This is a genomic window from Methanomicrobia archaeon (assembly GCA_016930255.1).
Taxonomy (GTDB): Archaea; Halobacteriota; Syntropharchaeia; order Alkanophagales; family Methanospirareceae; genus JACGMN01.
Genome location: JAFGHB010000070.1, coordinates 1 through 17,454 on the forward strand (window position 1 = coordinate 1; position 17,454 = coordinate 17,454).

Consider the following 17,454-nt stretch of genomic DNA (forward strand, 5'->3'; position numbering starts at 1 on the left):
CTTCACTCACTCTGTCCGCTCCTGCGTTCCTTACTATCCTGGTTATAGGTGCTAAAGGTAGTTCAGCCATTTTTATCACTATAATTAAGTAATGGGAGGGTATATAAAAGCTTTTCGGTCATCTGACCACTGGAACCCCATCAAAACCTATACCCGTGAATCTTCTGCCTCCCTTCCTCAAAAGAGGAGAGTTCCTACCAAAAAATTGTGGCACACGAGGTGAGGTGAGCAGCTAGCACCTGACAGTGGTAAAGAAAAAAATCAAAGAGTTTCTTTCGTCAACACACTTTTTCTTTTTTATCAAAAAGAAAACCTGTGCTAAAAGAAAAACAATGGGGTTTGTTTTTAGTCAAGGTTTTTACTAAGCCCTTACAGGGCTTGCTGGGTCGTGGGACCGAGTCCCACAAAGGTAAAAAAGTTGTGAGATAAGGGGACTCGGCTTCTTTCTCTCACACAGAGAGAAGCAAGCATCCTCCTCTTATCCTTCTTTAGTTGTCTTTCGCATTTGCGTTTGCTTAGCTTGTTTATGTCTCGCTTTAGCCCGTTACGGTGATTCGCTGCAGGATATTGTCACTGGGCACGTGCAGTATGACGATCGAATCGTCTTCAGAGAGGCTCGCAAATTGGATCTTGAGCTGGTCTCCCGGTGCGAAACTGGTACCCCACACGGTGACATTGCACTCGTCACCATTTAGCTCCATATACGGTGCGCTAGTGCCATCAAGTGTTGCCCCGTTTTGTCTCACCTGTATATTATCCCATTTATCAGAAGCGTTCCCTGTAGCCGCTTTAAACGCCGCGGAGATCGTATCACCACCGTGATGGAAGATCGTTACATTTACGTTACTTCCAACTTTGACACCTTCAACCACCAGAGCGGTGCTGGGCGCTTTCTTCACGCCGCCGATGATCCCGTAGGCGAATGCCGCGACGACCGCGGCGATGATCACCACGATCGCGATCATCATGATCACACCGATGACCGGCGAAACTGCTTTCTCGTCTTTCTTCAAACTTCTTTTCGTTGTGTTCATTTTTTTCGTTATCACCTCCTAAAACTTTTCTTTGCCTTCAGCAAAAAAAAACCCTTGCCTAAAAAGTAGTCTCGGTTTTTCACCCTTTTCTTTCTTAGCACAGGTTCTTTCTCGTAGAAAGAAAGTGTAAAGAAACCTTTACTAAAGAAAGATAGCACAGGTCCCTTCCCTACTCTACTATAGGTATTCTTCACAACCTTTAAAGTTAAAGGTTTTAAAGGTCGGTCAAAGCCGAAGACGGCTCGTGACAATAAGTTATGAAAAGCGCAGGTTTCCGGTACATCTCCGCTACAGTCCTGCATCCGCGCCGAATCCATCATCAGCGTCATCGTTCCGCTTTCTCCCCCGGTGACCACCACCAGTCCTTCTCCTCCTCCTTCTCTTCCCGTTTTCTCGGCGGTGCCGTTCTCGCGCCTGCGGTGCCTTCTTCACCACCCGTCGGTCCCTGCTGCTGCAGTGCAGGGCAGTTAAGGTAATGCGTCACGGCCGCCTGGAGCGCGTCTTTCGTCGTGGTCGTGTCTGAGCGTCGTTTGAGCGCTTCCAGCTGCGACTTTAGCAGCGGCACCTGCGCGAAGACGATGCCCGCCGATTCCTCCCTCACCATGACCCCCTCACCATGTTACTCTCATCACCATGATGGGAAGAGACCCTATTTAAGGTTTTGGGGTACGTTTCCACTGGAACTTGTGTATCGCGCTCCGCTCCTCTTACCTTGGGAATAAACATCTGGTAACCGCTCCTTATATAGCGCACGGATTGCATTAATGCTCACATAAAGCAATACTGCCACAATCGTGAGGTTTTTTACACACTTTTAGCGCTCCCACGACGACAAATTTGTGGCCGGCGGTGCGATTGGCAGAAACATTTATAAACCCTTGCTCTCTTATGGATCGGTATCTAAAATAGAACGATGCGTAAAGTAAGTGGGCGTGAAGCTTTGTTCCCCCGTTTAGGAATCGTCGTAGTTCTCCTCTGTCTCGTGGTAACTGCAACTGCAGTTGGAGTCGTAGATGCGAGCACTGCACGAACGCTGAGCACTTCTGCACTGGTGGATGTCGGCGAAGGCTCTAGTAGTACACCGGGGTTCATCGAAATTGTCGCCTATGACACGCCGATGAATGAAACGCTTGCGATTTTGCGCGAGTTCCGTGATACCGTGCTGCTTACCAATTCACCGGGGACTTTCATCGCTGATACCTACGCTGTAACGAGCCCACCAATAGCAACCGTTTTAGAGCAGAATGAACCATTACGCACGGCAACGCGGTTATTACTGCTTTTACCATTGGTCTACTTCTCGGCGCTCTGCCTGAACACGACGGCGTTTGCCGCTTTTGTCGTCCTCATTCTTATTCTACTCCTCGTATCGAGACGTCACGTGAAAGTGCTCCTGAAGGGCATTGGCTCTGGCGCTTTAACCATCGCTGCCTTTACGGTTACGGTCTTTACGTTTGGTGCACTCGGCTACGAACTCCCGATCTGTGCAACGGTAGCAGCATATTTATTGCCCCTGATTATTCCCGTTGCCGTTGCCGTTTGCATATTTGTATGGGTAGAATCGCGATCGAAACCAAGAGTGGTACCGTATTCTTTTTAAACGACGGGAAGCAGTAGGGTAGAATCATATAAGCAAGCTACAGTAACGCCAATTCATTGCGCTCCATAACCGCCACGAATCGAATGAAGCATAGCATACGAAAAAGGAGTGGAACGCCCTGCAGGAGGCGCTGCTCTTGCAGTCCGGCTTTTTACGACTTTGTTCGCAAAGCCTTACAGTTTACCTTCAAACCTTTTGCGAAGCTCACGGCCGCTTCCAAATCGTTGGCGTTTGGTCTGCCCTTGTTCATCCCGCCTACCAGCCGTAGCGGCCATACATTATCAAACCCTTTACACGAGAATGCGCCAATAATGTCGAAGCCACGCTCCAATACGTTCCGCCGTAACCGCCGATCAAAAACACGACCCGCGTTTACCCCGCTCGTCGAGAAAATGAACGCCTTCTTGCCGTTTACCCGCGGCAACCCGCTCACGAGATCCAACAACTTCCGGTCGTGTTTGCCCCAATAGATCCCGGAACCGAAGCCGATCAGGTCATAGTCTGCGAGGTCAGGAATATCATCAGTATCAGTCAGGTTCACTAATTCCGCGTTAAGGACAGTTGCTATTTCCTGCGCGATCTTTTCCGTATTACCGTGATGCGTGGAAGCGTAAATTATTAGCGTCTTCAGTTTTTATCACCGTGCACATCTTTCATCTCAGCGAGCTCAGACGGTCTTCAAAAGCGCTTCCCAGCGGCTGATATGGCCGTATTCATCAGCCTGGTCCTTCTCAATTATCTTACGCGTGTCCTCGTCCCAGTCAATGGTCTTGAGGAACTCTTCGTAATGCGTAACGGCTTTCGTCTCCACCCAGATTCCGGTATTGAGTATCGCCTTCTTACCACGCAGCCGCGAGATGTACGCAAACGTAGCGGTGACGAGCCAATTTATCCACCTGAGCTTGCTCGGTTTCCAGCCGTACTCATACAGTTTGACCTGAAAATCCTGGAAATGCGTCATCTCGTTACACATCGCGGTGATTAAATGCTGATTGAATTCACTCGGTTCGCTCGTAATCTGGAACTTGTAGATATTGACGGCCATCAGTTCCGCCGTGTGTAACGTAAGCAATCCTTTCTTAATGCCTTTTAACCGTTCCGGAGACATTCCCTGACCTCTTAACGCGATATCTTCACCCCGCATCTCTGGCCGTATTATTGAGATATCATAATCGCTTTTTTCAGGAGGCTTTTCCATATTCTTGTCCATGAAGGAACATAGTGATGTACCAGTATAAAAAATTTCGGTTGAACGAACGCATCTTTTTTGGGGTTTGGCGTGACTATTTGGTGATCTTTGCGTTGCATGAGAGGAATCAAGAGAATCAAGAACGTTTAGCGGAAGGCTATCGATCTTTCTTTAGCATGAAGCTTCTTTTAAGTTGATATATAAATAGGGTCACTACATATAGTAGATGAAATAGAGAGGAATGATAGCTTATGGAGGAAGGAAAGACGATAAAAGTTCTGGATACCACGCTTCGCGACGGTGAGCAAACCCCGGGGGTGTCATTGACACCGGACCAGAAGTTGCAGATTGCGAAACAGCTGGATGTGCTTGGCGTTGACATTATTGAGGCAGGTACGGCTATCATTTCGGAAGGCGAGCAGCGAGCGATAAAGGCAGTGGCAAACGAGGGTTTAAAGGCTGATATTTGCTCCTTTGCGCGGCTTTTGAAGGGCGATATTGACGCTGCGCTACACTGTGATGTTGACGCGGTCAATCTGGTCGCGCCGGTTTCGGACGCGCACATAAAGAAGAAGTTGAAGATGGATCGGGAAACGCTGACAGCGAAGACGATCGAGATGGCGGAATACGTGAAAGCGCACGGATTAACGGTGGAGATCAGCTCAGAGGACGCGTCCAGAGCGGATATGACGTTTTTACAATCCTTCTTCTCCGAGTTGTCTCCGGTTGTGGACCGGTTATGCTTCTGCGATACCGTGGGCGTGTTGTATCCGGAGCGCACAAAGGAGATATTTCAGGTTCTTTGCACGGTTGACACGCCGGTTTCCGTGCATTGCCATAACGACTTCGGATTGGGCACTGCGAACACCATTGCGGCGGTAGAGGCCGGGGCGAGCTGCGTGCACGTGACGGTGAACGGCCTTGGCGAACGGGCTGGAAATGCATCCTTAGAGGAGGTCGTGACCGCTCTGGAGCTGCTGTACGGCATGAAGACGAGAATCGTAAAGGAGAAGCTGTATGAGACTTCACGGTTGGTGCGGACTTTGACGAAGATGCCGCTTGCTCCGAACAAGCCGCTAATGGGCGATAACGCCTTCACGCACGAGTCGGGCATGCACGTACACGGCACGATGGCGGATACAAGCCTATACGAGCCGATAAAGCCCTCGATCATCGGCAGGACGAGACGATTCGCCCTCGGTAAGCATGCCGGCAAGGCATCGGTGAAACGGGTGCTGGAGGATATGGGCATCAAAGCCGATGATGAGCAGATGATGAAGATACTGACAAAGGTGAAGGAGCTCGGTGATAAAGGCAAATTGGTCACGGATTCTGACTTCCAGGCGATAGTCGAGGACGTTCTGAAAATAGAACGGGTGGAGAAGATAAAACTCATTGATCTATCCATGGTATCCGGGCGGAACGTGTACCCAACGGCCTCGATACGATTAGAGATCGACGGCGAGGAGCTCGTGGAAGCGGGCGTCGGTGTCGGGCCAGTGGATGCGACGATAAATGCACTGCGGAAGGCAATGGCGGGAATGGAAATGAACGATTTCCGGCTTGAAGAGTACCATGTGGATGCCATCACCGGTGGGACGGACGCGTTGGTGAATGTCGTGGTGAGGATAAGCCGGGGCGACACGACGATAACCGCGAGCGGCGTGAGTGAGGACATCGTCATGGCATCGATGTACGCACTCATCAACGGCGTTAATAGGCTGTATCGGTGAGGTGATTATTCACCAAAACCGACTTAAGAGGCAAAGGCAAGATCTTTGGCATCAAAAAGCTGGTCTGGCCCCTTATTAAGGACTATTACGGTAGTCATCAACTATAGCGTATGGAATGGAAAACGAAACAATTTAAACCTTCTACTCCTACCCCCAGCTCCAGCCTTACCCTAAGTTACCAAAGATGCTGAGAGCGGCAGCTTCTCCTAACGTGCCAACAAAGCATTAGTAAGAGCTCAAACTTTTGGGAACATCAAACCCTTTAAGCTACCAGAAGGCCATATAAAAAGCGGAAGCGATTATGAAATAGCCGGCGGTGTGCAGAGAAGTGCACGCTGAGGCGGCGGCAGATTCAAGAGCAGGTAGATAGATATGCCCGAACAGATTGTCATTATCACGCATTTCGCGTTCCTGTTGGGACTTGGCGTTCTCGTCGCGAACCTCTTTAAAAAGCTGAGAGTGCCCGATACGTTCTTTTTGCTCCTCGTTGGATTGCTGCTCGGCCCCACGATCTGGACGAATCCAAAAGTATTGGAGTATGTGAGCATTACGCCCGTCGATGTTGCGTCAATGGGTGTTGTGCCCGACTTTCTCAGGATTCTCGCGCTGATCATGGTGATCTTCACCGGTTCGTTTCACTTGAACTTCACGGTCTTCAAGCGATTCTCAGGCGTCGCCACGAACCTCGCTATCACGGGCGTGATCTTCAGCACCCTCCTCTTCGGCGTTGCCGCCACACTTATCTTTGGCCTCGACATCGTGCCCGCGCTCCTCTTAGGCTCCGTCTTGAGCGGCACGTCGTCCGCAGTCGTCTTCGCCCTAAAGGACACACTCCAAAAGAGAGAGGAGGTATTAACGATACTCAAAGTGGAATCCGTCTTCAACAGTCCGCTCTGCTTGCTCATACCCGTGCTCTTCTTAGACCTCATCCAGCGAGCGCCCGGCGCGGCTATAGAGCCTTTCAAGTATCTCACACAGTTCTGGCAGCTCATCGCCGCTGGCGTGGGCACCGGCCTCATACTCGGCCTCATAATCAGCAAGCTACTGTATAAAATGCTGAAGGACTATTCCCCGTTGCTCAGTTTTGCCTTGGCGCTCGTCACGTACGCCGCCGCCGAGAACGTTGGTGGCTCAGGCATGCTTGCCGTTGGTATCTGCGGTCTTGTAATCGGGAATCGTGTCTTCCCGTTCAAGGAGGAAATGGCCCGGTTCGAGGATGCGCTATCAGAAATGCTGAGAATAGCGGTTTTCACGCTTCTCGGTGCGCAAGTACTCTTAATCCTTGAGCCGCGAATCCTGCTTCTGGAGTTCATCTTCTTCTTACTTATCCTCGTCTCCCGGCAAGCATTCGTCATGCCACTCCTCGGCGAGTTACGCCCCACGCTGGACGCCCGCAGCAAAGTACTGGTGAACTATGTGGCCCCTCGCGGCATACCCGCGGCAGCAATGGCACCACTCGTTGCAACGGTTATTGGTAACGAATTAATAATCAACATCGTCTTCGTGGTCATATTGCTGTCTGTCTTATTCAGCACCGCAATTGCGGTTACCGCGAGCAAAGAGGAGAATCCTCTATTAGCCAAATTCAAACAGACCTTCCCCATCCAGGCTATACTGAGGATATTCAAGGTGATTAAAAGTGGTCTGCTAGAAAACTATATTCTGGCAAAACCTACCATTAGCATGGTCATCGAGTGGCCTCTACTGATTGTGGTAGGCATTATAGGCACCCTATATTCCCTGCAAACAATCCCTTATTCACCGGTTTCCACTATAGTTGGTGGCATTTTGATCGTTACCGGATTTCTTATACATAGGTCCTCTCATGCCGTTCATAAGCAGGCACATCAACAATTAGAGCAAATCGAAACAATAGTAACAACAGGCATTTATGAAAGGATAAGACATCCAGGTTATCTCGGGTTAATACTGATGTACTTTGGATTTGCATTGGCATGGGGAATTGTATGGATTTTAGTTCCCGTTGTTATTTTTGTCATGCGTATTATAGTAACGGCACTCAAAGAGGAACAAGCGATGAGAGAAAAATTCGGGGACGAATATGAAGCGTATATGCGGCAAGTTCAATGGAGATTCATACCGAGGGTATTTTAGAGGGTGGAAAAGGAAGGACTTTAGGCCCCTCTCGGTCCGTTATGCTGCCAAATAAATCCTTCATGCACGTAGTTCCGATGGCTTGCCGATCAAACTCTTTCCAAACCTCTTAGGCTCATCTGCAGCCATTCGCTTTCAAAACTATAATTGGCAACGACCCACTAGAAGCGAAGGATTTGGTGCTACCAGCCGCCCAGTGAACGGACCCGGCGGGATTCGAACCCGCGATCCCCGGCTTAGAAGGCCGGTGCTTTATCCTAGCTAAGCCACGGGCCCACTTCGAGCGCGCTTCGTCACCACCCCATAGGGGGTTACAACTAAAAGAGAAGTTTTATCAGAAGAAAAAAGGTGATTCTTAAACTATAGCATAGGATAGGGGTTGCGATTCAATGTCAGAGATAACACCGATGATGCAGCAGTATTACGAGATAAAGGAGAAATACCGTGATGCGATCGTGCTGTTCCGTGTCGGCGACTTTTATGAGACGTTCGGTGAAGATGCGAAGGTGGCCTCAAAGGAATTGAACATTGCGTTAACCGCTACGGGCAGGGGCAAAGGTGCAGCACGGAAAACGCCAATGGCTGGCGTGCCGTTCCATGCTGTAACTCCGTACATCAAGCAACTCATCAAAAAAGGCTACAAGGTGGCGATCTGCGAGCAGATCGAGGATAAAGAGGGCAAGAACATAGAACGGCGAGAGGTGGTGCGGCTTATTACGCCCGGCACGATACTTGAAGATTCCTTTCTCGAAGAGCGGGTCAGCAATTATCTGACGTGCGTGAATCTCCGGGACGGCAAAGTGGGTGTTGCCATCGTGGACGTCTCAACTGGCGAGTTCTCAGTCACCGAACTGGAAGACGACGCGACGCACGCTTCGTTATTGAACGAAATCGAACGCGTGCGACCTGCAGAGATGATACTGCCCGATTTGCTCGAGTTCACGCTTGAGCAGGATGTCTGCACCATTTCGCGCTATGACGACTACTATTTCGATTATAAGACCGCTTTTACGACACTGATAAACCATTTCGGCGTTATCTCGCTCGACGGCTTTGGCTGCGGTGAGCTCAAAGCGGGCATAACCGCTGCGGGCGCCGTGATCTCGTATCTGCGTGATACGCAAAAGAAGGTGCTGTCTCACATCAAACCGCTTAAAACCTTCTTCGTCTCCGATTACCTCGTGCTGGACAGCGTCACCGTGCGAAACCTCGAACTCTTCAGTAATATCCGGGATGGCACACCACGAGGCACACTCATTAGCGTGCTGGACAAAACGCTTACCGGTATGGGCTCACGGCTTCTGAAGAAGAACGTGCAGTTTCCCTTGCTCGATACAGCGGAGATAAAAAGGAGACAAGAAGCGGTACAGGAGTTTTATGCGGACATACTCCTCCGGGAATCGGTAAAGGGCGTCTTCAAGGAGATTTACGATATCGAGCGGATAATCAGCCGTGTCTCCTATGGAAACGCGAATGCTCGCGACTTGATTTCGCTCAAGCGGTCGTTACTGCAGCTGAACGAGTTGCGTGAGCTCTTAAAGAAGTGCCGGTCGGAAACGGTAAAGAACGCGCGTAAAGCGCTAAAATCACCGGTATTCGCTGAGGTTGTGGAGCTAATAGAGCGCGGAATCGTGGAAGAGCCGCCGATAACGGTAAAGGAAGGCGGCTTGATGAAGAAGGGCTACAATGCCGAGCTGGACGAGTTGAGAACGATAAAGCACGAAGGCCGAAGATGGTTAGCGGAATTTGAGGAGCGGGAGAAGGCAAATACAGGGATTAAATCGCTCAAAGTGGGCTATAACAAGGTCTTCGGATATTACGTTGAAGTGCGGAAGACCTGGGAGGGGCAGGTGCCCGATTCGTACATAAGGAAACAGACGCTTACCGGGGCGGAACGGTACATAACGGAGGATCTGAAGGAGTACGAGGCGAAGGCGTTAAGCGCGGAGGAGCGGATAAAGGAGCTGGAGTACGAGCTGTTCGAACAGACAAGGAAAGCCGTTGCGAAACGTTCGAAGGAGATACAGGAGGCTGCGAATTCCATTGCCGAACTGGACGTGCTTGTGGCGTTTGCAGACGCTGCGGCGGAGAACGGCTATTGCTGCCCTGAGGTGGATGACGGTGATGAGATAGTTATAACCGCAGGCAGGCATCCGGTCGTCGAGAAGGAGGTAAAGGAGGGATTCGTGCCGAACGATATCCGAATTGGCAAGACTAATCGGCTGATGATTATTACGGGGCCGAATATGAGCGGTAAATCCACGTTCATGCGTCAGACTGCTTTAATCGTGCTCATGGCGCAGCTTGGCTCGTTCGTGCCTGCGCATGCGGCGAAGATCGGCGTTGTCGATCGAATTTTTACGCGTGTCGGCGCGTACGATGACCTCTCCATGGGTCAGAGTTCGTTCATGGTGGAGATGAGCGAGACGGCGAATATCCTGAACAATGCGACCGAACGAAGCCTGATAATTCTTGATGAGATCGGACGAGGCACTAGCACGGTGGACGGCGTGAGTATCGCATGGGCGGTCGGCGAATACCTGCATGAGCGGATAAAAGCGAAAACACTGTTTGCCACGCACTTCTACGAGCTCACGGAGCTTGCTGATCTGTTTGACAGCGTAAAATGCTACAATGTCTCAATCAAAGAAGTTGCGGATGAGGTGTTCTTTATACGAAAGGTCGTGGAAGGCCGAGGCTCAAAGAGCTATGGGATACAGGTGGCGAAACTCGCCGGCTTGCCTGACGAGGTAATCGACACGGCGAAAAATGTTTTAACGCGGATGGAAAGCGAGTTGGAACGAGCAAGCGCGGCGGGAGCACGAACAAAAGAAGAAGAAGAAGCGCGCGAAAAGGAAGCGGTAACGGTGAAAACGGAAGTACGGGAGCACCCGGTGCTCGATGAGCTGAAAACGCTAAACGTGGAGCTGATCTCGCCAATAGAAGCGTTAAACCTGCTGCACGCACTGAAGAAGAAGCTGTGAAGTATGAGCTACACACAATAAGTTATTTTAAGCTTTCAGACTTTGTATTCAATACACATGCCAACATCAAGCCGAAAATACGAATCGCGGTATAAGCCGTGGCTCGCGCACCATGGTCAGGCGATCCTGGGCGAAGGTCGAGCGAGACTGCTCCGGGAGATTCAGGAGTTGCAGTCGATCCGGAAGGCTGCGGATAAGCTTGCTATCCCGTATCGGTCTGCCTGGGAGCACATACGGAAGATCGAGCAAGCGGTCGGCATACCCGTGGTGAAGACGTATCGCGGCGGTGCGCATGGCGGCGGCGGTGCCGAGCTGACTGACGAAGGCGCGCGCATTTTACACGAATTTGAGCGCTACGAAAGTTATTTAGAGGGTTTATCGGCAGATGAGGAATTCTGGGAAGCGCTGCACCTGAAGATAAGCACGATGAATAAACTCAAGGGCGAGGTGAAGAAGCTTGAGAAAGACGATATTGCCGCTTCTGTGCGGATCAAGGTGGAAACGCCGACGGTTATCACCGCGTTGATCACGAAGAATGCCGTGGATGAACTCGACTTGAGGATCGGCGATGAAATAGAAGCCGTAATAAAATCGACGGAGGTTATGGTCGCCAAAAAGTAACGGTCTGAAGCTTACTTACTCTTTTACTTCGAATCCCTCAACGCCGATTTCGCCGCCTTCCTTCTCCATCAGCTTCTCCACTTTGTATTCCGCCTCGTCTAACTTCGTGTTGCAGACCTTACAGAGCTCCATGCCCTCCTGAAACATCTTCAGTGACTCTTCCAGCGAGAGATTGCCTTCACCCAGCGTCTCCACGATCTCCTCTAACCGCTTCAGCGCGGCTTCAAACGATAACTCTTCCTCTCCTGCTCCTTCTTCCATTTTACCTTGACCCCCAAACCCCCTTCAAAAAATCTGTGTGCGCTGAATAGTCTATAAGTTGTAGGTTAGTAAAGGTTTTTGTGGAGCAAAAACCGTGATTTTCCTGTTCTATAGCAGCCGTAGAACGACACGGCACTGATAAACGAGTTGCTATGAAAACTGAGAGCTTATAACATCGCGGTGCTGATCCCTCTGATGCACGAGTTGAATATCACACCTAACTACCGCACATTCATTCAATTACACGAAGTAACCAAAAACCTTGACTGGCGGTAGCGATAGAGCCGTTCGTTAAGTCCACATGACTCTTTATCTTTATCGTCTTTTTTACCCGTCCGTCGTTCGTTCGCCGTGAAATCCTTATTCCACCTTTCACCACACTTTTCATATTAAAAACATAGCCTCCGTGTGGCAGAAGCTGCGGCGAACTGCATTGTTACGCACGAATTTATCAAAGTGCTGTTAGGGCAGAAGCGATACAATGAGGAAGAGATCGTGAAACTACACGATGCAAATGGGTACCAGAGAATCAATCCGTAAGATTTTAAAGGTTTGCGTTCGTATAGGTAGGTGGATGCGATGACTGAGAAGAGCATAGCGGAGATAAACGAGCGAATTGAAGATGGCAGTGTTCATGTCGTAACGGCGGACAGAATGGGCGAAATCGTGAGCGAACTGGGTGCGGAGAAAGCGGCGAAAGAAGTGGACGTTGTCACGACCGGGACGTTTGGCCCTATGTGCTCTTCTGGCGTCTTCCTTAACTTCGGGCATTCCGATCCTCCGATACGAATGCAGCGGGTATGGCTCAACGAGGTGGAGGCGTATGCTGGTATTGCCGCGGTCGATGCGTATCTCGGCGCGACGCAATCGTCCGAGGACAAAGGGATGAATTACGGCGGCGGGCACGTCATCGAGGATTTAGCCGCGGGCAAGTCGATACAACTGCGAGCTACAAGCTATGGCACGGACTGCTATCCGCGTAAAGAATTAGAAACCACCATTACGCTCGAAGACTTGAATCAGGCGATTATGTTCAACCCGCGGAACGCGTATCAGCGGTATGCCTGTGCGACAAACTCCACGGACAGGACGTTATACACCTACATGGGTACGCTGCTTCCCCAGTATCGAAACGTGAATTATTCCGGTGCCGGTGCACTCTCACCGCTTTCTAACGATCCCGATTTCGAAACCATCGGTATAGGCACGCGTATTTTTCTCTGTGGTGCCGGCGGATATGTGGTGGGGCTGGGAACGCAACACGATCCTGTTAACCGCTTCGGCACGCTCATGGTCACGGGCAATCTGAAGGACATGAATGCGGAATTCCTGAAGGGCGCCACCTTCTACGGCTACGGCGCTACCCTGTACGTGGGCATAGGCATACCGATACCGATTTTGAGCGAGCGAATGGCGAAGAAGACCGCGATAAGCGACGCTGATCTTGTTACCGACGTGATTGATTACGGTGTTGGCAGACGAGAGCGACCGGTATTGCGAACGGTCACCTATGAAGAGCTAAAATCAGGTGTGATAGAATTAGAGGGCAAGGAAGCGCATACGTCGCCGCTCTCAAGCTTTCTCATGGCACAAAGAGTAGCGGATGAATTGAAGACCCGAGTGGAACGAGGCGAATTTTTGCTCTCGCTGCCGATAGAGCGGTTGCCAACAGATACCGTCTCCAAACCGATGAAACAGACCGAACTCCCGCTGGTGAAAGACGTCATGATACGAGACATGGCGACCATACGCGAGAGCGCAAGTATAGCAGACGCGGCACAACTGATAATGGAATCCCAATCTACGCATATACCTGTTATATCGGACGATGAGAAACTGGCAGGGTTGATAACCGCGTGGGATATAGCCGCGGCAGTGGCGAAGCGGCACGCAGAATTGGCGGATATAATGACGAAGAAAGTGATAACCGCGGTTTTAGACGAGCCGCTCGAGCTGGTGATTCGGAAGATGGAGCGCAGTAACATATCCGCATTGCCGGTCATCGACGAGAAGCGAAAGGTTATCGGCATGGTAACAAGCGACGGGATCACACGATTGATAAGGAAGAAGAAGTGGCAATGGAAATTCGGGATTTAAAAGTAGACTTGTTATGCCTTGGTGCGCAGGTATCAGGCGTGGAGAAAGGCAGGCGAGCAGGCGCGGGCCCTGCCGCTGGCGGCATGTTCATCATCAGCGACACGGTCGCGAATGTTGCTACGCAGAGCTGGTTTGTCGCCCAGTCGCCGTATCAGTTGGATACCGAGGACAACAAGTACGTACTCAAGCGAGACGGCGAGCGAATCGCGGAAGTGCGCTTTCCCACCACGAAGTTTCAGGAGCTGACCACAGAGGACGGCATCCCCTACTATAAAATCGCGTTACTGCACGGCATGGATTGCTTAGCGACGACGACGATCCAGACCTGCAGGTACTGGAATACGCCCCAGAGGTGCAAGTTCTGCGCAATTGAACTCTCGCTGCAAAGCGGTGCAACGATACCGAAGAAGACACCGGAGCAGCTGGCCGAAGTGGCGCGTGCTGCGGTAGAATTAGACCACGTAACGCACGTGACGCTAACTACCGGTACGCCCGCCACGCCAGACAAGGGCATAGGTCATCTTGCACAAGTGGCGAAAGCGATAAAAGAAGCGACTGACTTGCCGATCCACGCGCAGTTCGAGCCGCCAAAAGACCTGAAGAGGATGGACCTTCTTTCAGACATGGTCGACACGGTAGGGATCCATGTTGAGTGCTTTGATAAGCAGGTGCAACACGAGGTGACCCCCTGCAAGGCCGAGCTACCCTTCAAGCATTTTATAGACGCGTGGAAGCGTGCTGTAGCGATTTTCGGCGAGAGCCAGGTGAGCAGTTTTGTAATTGTGGGATTAGGAGAGAGTGATCAATCGATCGTTGAGGGCAGCAGGTTGCTGGCTGAACTTGGCGTTTATCCGTTTATCGTACCGCTACGGCCGATACCCGGCTCGATGCTGGAGCATGAGAGACCACCAAGTCCTGAACGGATGCGTCAGCTTTACGAACGCGTTGCGGAGATACTGCACGAGACCGGCGTGAGCTGGAAGAAATGCAAGGCTGGGTGCGTGCGGTGCAGGGCGTGCTCGGCGCTGGCGGATTTTGAATAATTTTTATTTGTTGCTGTTTTCGCTTTCGGTTTTAACTATCCTTTTTCTCAAGCAGCAGTCCTTCTTTAATAGCGTACCAAGCATTTACTTGTGCTCGGTAACGCAAAAATTGGAACGCACATGTAATGATTAGAAACAAAAGAATAGTCATTATAAATTTCCATATTAAATATTCAGGGGAATCAAAATACCAAGTGATGACAGGTATAAGCGAATTTTTTGGTATAGTCTTGATCTCTTTCATTGTACCAAATAAAAAGGTGATACTGAAAGTAAAAGTAGCCAGAGCAACACTTACAAATGTCATCAGACCGCTTGAAAAGCTGTTCAATCTGTCTACTCTGCTCTCACAAATGCGTATAAACGCATCGATCTTATTTGGTTCAGGCGTCTTAAACCGAACAATTTCTCTGATCGCTTCGAGCTCCCCCCTTGAACCATGCTTTAAGAACGCCATTTTATTCTTTATCCACGGCCTCTCGATTTCCACTTCATATTCTCGCATCAGCTCATCGGCTTCCATATCAGCTACACTCTCTTGCATGAATAATAACCTTAACGCTTGATACTCTGTACCTTACCCTGAGCGGTTCTTCTTCGCTTCAGAGCAGGTCATCACACCTCATACCTGCCATAATTCATTGCCATCATCCCGGCAACACCATAGCGCGACAGCAACGCCTGATCCTCTCTCTCCAATTGTGTCTCTCTCGCGGGCGGAATCGGCTTTGTCCTCTTGCATATGATCCGTCCACCAGTCATTTTAGCGCCGACGTAGCCTTTTACGCTGCCCTTCACGAAGATCACGCCCTTGCGCAGCTCCACGCCCAGGAATTCCGCAGCAGCGCCGAGTACCACCACGGTACCGCCATTAAGCAGCGCCGCCGCGTTCATACCGGCATTCCCGTCTACAACGACCTGCCCTTTGCGCATCAGGATCCCGACGCTTATCCCCACATTGCCCTTTACGCGCACCGTTGAGTCAGTCGTGCAGCGTGCCGCGAGCGTATGCCTCACGATTCGATCAGCAAGCACCAGCGCACCGTCTTTGAACTCGTTCGGTGCCAGTAGCGCGTTCCGCGCGCGCTCTTCCGGGTGGTGCAAGAGCCAGGTGATCGCGACGAATTTCTTGTAGCCATCCAAATCGGATTCCACCTGCACGATATTGCCCAGTGGTTCAGCAACGTCTCCTTTGACGTAGATCGCACCTGACAGCATACTCAAGCCGAGATGCGAGCCGGCATTGTTCTCCACTAGGATCGACCCCACCGCAGGCAGCTCCTTTCCCTTACCGCCGAAATAGACAAGGTCAACACCCAAACTCGATCCAATCCTCGTGCCCACGTCGCCCTTGATACGCACGTTCTCACCGCTTTTCAGGGCTTCCACTACCTCTTGATACGTATAACTCGTATCGATCTGCGCTGGGATCGGAGCTTCAGGCTTCAGCTTCGCTCCTTTGTGCTGCCAGATAAAGTTATACGTGAAGTCTCCAATGCAGTCCTGTGGCGAACTCAGTTTCAGCTCCATTTACATCCCTCCCCACTAATACTTGTGCATGAGCTTTAACGTTAGTATCGGATTTTATTGCAGGCACGGAATCATAGATTGAGGAATACTTACGGTGCGTCTTCTTCGCGCTCTATCTTCCTTTCTGCTTTGCTCAGGATCCCGTGCAGCGTTCGGACTTCTCGCGGGGTGAGTTCTGCTCTGCCCAGTATTCTCCGGAGCATGAGCATGGTCTTTTCCCGTTTGTGCTCCCGGTACTGGATCTCGTCGAGGAACGTTCTCAGATGCACAAATAACCGCTCTTTATCCTCTACACATGCTAAGAGGCGCGCTCCCGAATCAGACTCCGCGTCCCGCAATTCGTACAGGAGGACCGCAACGGCATGTGAAAGGTTCATCACGGGATAGACGGGACTCGTGGGAATAGAAACAACCAGATCACACTGCATAATCTCCTCGTTCAAGAGCCCCGTGTCCTCTCGACCGAATAGGAGCGATAACGTGCCGTCTTTGCCTTTCACCTTCTCCCTCAGGTCGTGGGGTGAGAAAAAAGGCATTCTCATGTGTCGATGAGCGGAAAAGCCGAGCTTTGAGGTAGTGCCCGCGACAAGGGCAGAGCCTGCGGTCGCTGCTTCTACTGAGTTCACTATGGTGCATGTACTGAGGAGCTCGTACGCGTGTGAAGCGACCGAGTACGCCTTCTTACCGATATCTGGTGGCCTGACGAGGCAGAGGTCTGAGAAGCCGAAGTTCTTCGTTGCGCGCGCTACCGCGCCTATATTCTCCTCGTTCTTCGGCTCCACAAGAATTGTCCTGACTTCCATACGGTTGGCTCCTTTGACACGTGAAACGAAGCAAGCGTCCGTTCTCCTGCTCCTCTTTTTATCGCTATCTTGCTGTTTGCGGTCCCAATAGCATTTCGTCTATTATCCTCAAGAGATTGCCCCTTCATAAACTTTCCCCCCCCCGTTCGTTCCACGCGAGCAACGGCAGTCCAAGGAAGGATACGTTCGCTTCGCAGTTAGTTGTCTGTCTCGCACGTGCGTGCGAATTCACCTACCAGAGCGAGAGGATCCTTTCTTCGTGAGGCCCTGTCTTCGCATGCGAAGATCATCATCTGAGCACTCGTATAGTCGAACCAATCAATCGGCTTACACCGTGAGCGGCAGTGCTTTCGCCCAAAAACTGTTAAGTAAACCAAAAAAGGTTACACATCGATGTATTCGTTTTTATGAGTCCTCTTTTCTTTCTTTTTCTGTAAAGGAGGA

17 protein-coding genes and 1 tRNA gene are annotated in these 17,454 nt (G+C 50.8%); 7 read left to right on the forward strand and 11 right to left on the reverse strand.

Going from position 1 to position 17,454, the window contains the following annotated elements:
- Nucleotides 1-536: 536 nt before the first annotated feature.
- From JW878_09390 to JW878_09400, 3 genes are read right to left on the reverse strand one after another with little or no spacing between them, the layout of a single operon-like run.
- Nucleotides 537-1,034, reverse strand: coding sequence for a type IV pilin (locus JW878_09390; GenBank protein MBN1763268.1), 498 nt, complete (start codon nt 1,032-1,034; stop codon nt 537-539).
- Nucleotides 1,035-1,045: 11 nt separating this feature from the next.
- The gene (locus JW878_09395; GenBank protein ID MBN1763269.1) at nt 1,046-1,363 is read right to left on the reverse strand and encodes a hypothetical protein; all 318 of its coding nucleotides are present in this window, start codon (nt 1,361-1,363) and stop codon (nt 1,046-1,048) included.
- The gene (locus JW878_09400; GenBank protein MBN1763270.1) at nt 1,360-1,638 is read right to left on the reverse strand and encodes a DUF5371 family protein; all 279 of its coding nucleotides are present in this window, start codon (nt 1,636-1,638) and stop codon (nt 1,360-1,362) included. The genes JW878_09395 and JW878_09400 overlap by 4 nt, the downstream gene beginning before the upstream one ends.
- Before the next feature lie 309 nt (nt 1,639-1,947).
- Here JW878_09400 and JW878_09405 point away from each other — a divergent pair, with 309 nt between their 5' ends.
- Nucleotides 1,948-2,634 (forward strand): hypothetical protein, encoded by a 687-nt coding sequence (locus JW878_09405; protein ID MBN1763271.1) that lies wholly within the window; start codon nt 1,948-1,950, stop codon nt 2,632-2,634.
- A gap of 151 nt (nt 2,635-2,785) precedes the next feature.
- Here the strand turns inward: JW878_09405 and JW878_09410 are convergent, their stop codons facing one another.
- Both JW878_09410 and JW878_09415 read right to left on the reverse strand, forming a co-directional pair.
- Nucleotides 2,786-3,265: a flavodoxin family protein gene (locus JW878_09410; protein ID MBN1763272.1), complete on the reverse strand. Its 480-nt coding sequence runs from the start codon at nt 3,263-3,265 to the stop codon at nt 2,786-2,788.
- A gap of 36 nt (nt 3,266-3,301) precedes the next feature.
- On the reverse strand, nt 3,302-3,679 hold the full coding sequence (locus tag JW878_09415; protein ID MBN1763273.1) for a demethoxyubiquinone hydroxylase family protein: 378 nt from the start codon (nt 3,677-3,679) through the stop codon (nt 3,302-3,304).
- Nucleotides 3,680-4,074: 395 nt separating this feature from the next.
- Here JW878_09415 and JW878_09420 point away from each other — a divergent pair, with 395 nt between their 5' ends.
- Both JW878_09420 and JW878_09425 read left to right on the forward strand, forming a co-directional pair.
- Entirely contained in the window at nt 4,075-5,556 is a 1,482-nt protein-coding gene (locus tag JW878_09420; GenBank protein ID MBN1763274.1) for a 2-isopropylmalate synthase, read from the forward strand.
- Between the two features lie 372 nt (nt 5,557-5,928).
- On the forward strand, nt 5,929-7,671 hold the full coding sequence (locus JW878_09425; protein ID MBN1763275.1) for a cation:proton antiporter: 1,743 nt from the start codon (nt 5,929-5,931) through the stop codon (nt 7,669-7,671).
- Between the two features lie 201 nt (nt 7,672-7,872).
- Here the strand turns inward: JW878_09425 and JW878_09430 are convergent.
- A tRNA-Arg gene (locus tag JW878_09430) sits at nt 7,873-7,947 on the reverse strand.
- A gap of 113 nt (nt 7,948-8,060) precedes the next feature.
- Between JW878_09430 and mutS the strand changes: the two genes are divergently transcribed.
- Both mutS and JW878_09440 read left to right on the forward strand, forming a co-directional pair.
- Nucleotides 8,061-10,655 (forward strand): DNA mismatch repair protein MutS, encoded by a 2,595-nt coding sequence (gene mutS, locus JW878_09435; protein MBN1763276.1) that lies wholly within the window; start codon nt 8,061-8,063, stop codon nt 10,653-10,655.
- A 57-nt stretch (nt 10,656-10,712) separates the two neighbouring features.
- Nucleotides 10,713-11,276, forward strand: a complete 564-nt coding sequence (locus tag JW878_09440; protein MBN1763277.1) for a TOBE domain-containing protein — start codon at nt 10,713-10,715, stop codon at nt 11,274-11,276.
- A 15-nt stretch (nt 11,277-11,291) separates the two neighbouring features.
- Here JW878_09440 and xseB read toward each other — a convergent pair whose 3' ends face one another.
- Entirely contained in the window at nt 11,292-11,537 is a 246-nt protein-coding gene (gene xseB / locus JW878_09445) for an exodeoxyribonuclease VII small subunit (GenBank protein ID MBN1763278.1), read from the reverse strand.
- 232 nt (nt 11,538-11,769) lie between these two features.
- Entirely contained in the window at nt 11,770-11,925 is a 156-nt protein-coding gene (locus tag JW878_09450) for a hypothetical protein (protein ID MBN1763279.1), read from the reverse strand.
- Between the two features lie 191 nt (nt 11,926-12,116).
- Between JW878_09450 and JW878_09455 the strand changes: the two genes are divergently transcribed.
- Both JW878_09455 and JW878_09460 read left to right on the forward strand, forming a co-directional pair.
- Nucleotides 12,117-13,634, forward strand: a complete 1,518-nt coding sequence (locus JW878_09455; protein ID MBN1763280.1) for a homocysteine biosynthesis protein — start codon at nt 12,117-12,119, stop codon at nt 13,632-13,634.
- Nucleotides 13,610-14,677: an MSMEG_0568 family radical SAM protein gene (locus JW878_09460; GenBank protein MBN1763281.1), complete on the forward strand. Its 1,068-nt coding sequence runs from the start codon at nt 13,610-13,612 to the stop codon at nt 14,675-14,677. The genes JW878_09455 and JW878_09460 overlap by 25 nt, the downstream gene beginning before the upstream one ends.
- Before the next feature lie 31 nt (nt 14,678-14,708).
- Here the strand turns inward: JW878_09460 and JW878_09465 are convergent, their stop codons facing one another.
- From JW878_09465 to JW878_09475, 3 genes are all read right to left on the reverse strand, one after another.
- The gene (locus tag JW878_09465) at nt 14,709-15,221 is read right to left on the reverse strand and encodes a hypothetical protein (GenBank protein ID MBN1763282.1); all 513 of its coding nucleotides are present in this window, start codon (nt 15,219-15,221) and stop codon (nt 14,709-14,711) included.
- Between the two features lie 71 nt (nt 15,222-15,292).
- Nucleotides 15,293-16,207, reverse strand: a complete 915-nt coding sequence (locus tag JW878_09470) for a tributyrin esterase (protein ID MBN1763283.1) — start codon at nt 16,205-16,207, stop codon at nt 15,293-15,295.
- An 89-nt stretch (nt 16,208-16,296) separates the two neighbouring features.
- A complete protein-coding gene (locus JW878_09475; GenBank protein MBN1763284.1) occupies nt 16,297-17,010 on the reverse strand; it encodes an RNA methyltransferase in 714 nt (237 codons plus the stop codon).
- Nucleotides 17,011-17,454 lie beyond the last annotated feature (444 nt).

What these genes read in the sequence shown, in the direction of transcription:
- JW878_09420 (MBN1763274.1), top strand. Translation starts at nt 4,075, where the DNA reads ATGGAGGAAGGAAAGACGATAAAAGTTCTGGATACCACGCTTCGCGAC.
- JW878_09425 (MBN1763275.1), top strand. Translation starts at nt 5,929, where the DNA reads ATGCCCGAACAGATTGTCATTATCACGCATTTCGCGTTCCTGTTGGGA.
- JW878_09475 (MBN1763284.1), bottom strand. Translation starts at nt 17,010, where the DNA reads ATGGAAGTCAGGACAATTCTTGTGGAGCCGAAGAACGAGGAGAATATA.
- JW878_09465 (MBN1763282.1), bottom strand. Translation starts at nt 15,221, where the DNA reads ATGCAAGAGAGTGTAGCTGATATGGAAGCCGATGAGCTGATGCGAGAA.
- JW878_09405 (MBN1763271.1), top strand. Translation starts at nt 1,948, where the DNA reads ATGCGTAAAGTAAGTGGGCGTGAAGCTTTGTTCCCCCGTTTAGGAATC.
- mutS (MBN1763276.1), top strand. Translation starts at nt 8,061, where the DNA reads ATGTCAGAGATAACACCGATGATGCAGCAGTATTACGAGATAAAGGAG.
- JW878_09395 (MBN1763269.1), bottom strand. Translation starts at nt 1,363, where the DNA reads ATGACGCTGATGATGGATTCGGCGCGGATGCAGGACTGTAGCGGAGAT.
- JW878_09390 (MBN1763268.1), bottom strand. Translation starts at nt 1,034, where the DNA reads ATGAACACAACGAAAAGAAGTTTGAAGAAAGACGAGAAAGCAGTTTCG.
- JW878_09400 (MBN1763270.1), bottom strand. Translation starts at nt 1,638, where the DNA reads ATGGTGAGGGAGGAATCGGCGGGCATCGTCTTCGCGCAGGTGCCGCTG.
- JW878_09470 (MBN1763283.1), bottom strand. Translation starts at nt 16,207, where the DNA reads ATGGAGCTGAAACTGAGTTCGCCACAGGACTGCATTGGAGACTTCACG.
- JW878_09450 (MBN1763279.1), bottom strand. Translation starts at nt 11,925, where the DNA reads ATGAAAAGTGTGGTGAAAGGTGGAATAAGGATTTCACGGCGAACGAAC.
- xseB (MBN1763278.1), bottom strand. Translation starts at nt 11,537, where the DNA reads ATGGAAGAAGGAGCAGGAGAGGAAGAGTTATCGTTTGAAGCCGCGCTG.
- JW878_09440 (MBN1763277.1), top strand. Translation starts at nt 10,713, where the DNA reads ATGCCAACATCAAGCCGAAAATACGAATCGCGGTATAAGCCGTGGCTC.
- JW878_09415 (MBN1763273.1), bottom strand. Translation starts at nt 3,679, where the DNA reads ATGGCCGTCAATATCTACAAGTTCCAGATTACGAGCGAACCGAGTGAA.
- JW878_09455 (MBN1763280.1), top strand. Translation starts at nt 12,117, where the DNA reads ATGACTGAGAAGAGCATAGCGGAGATAAACGAGCGAATTGAAGATGGC.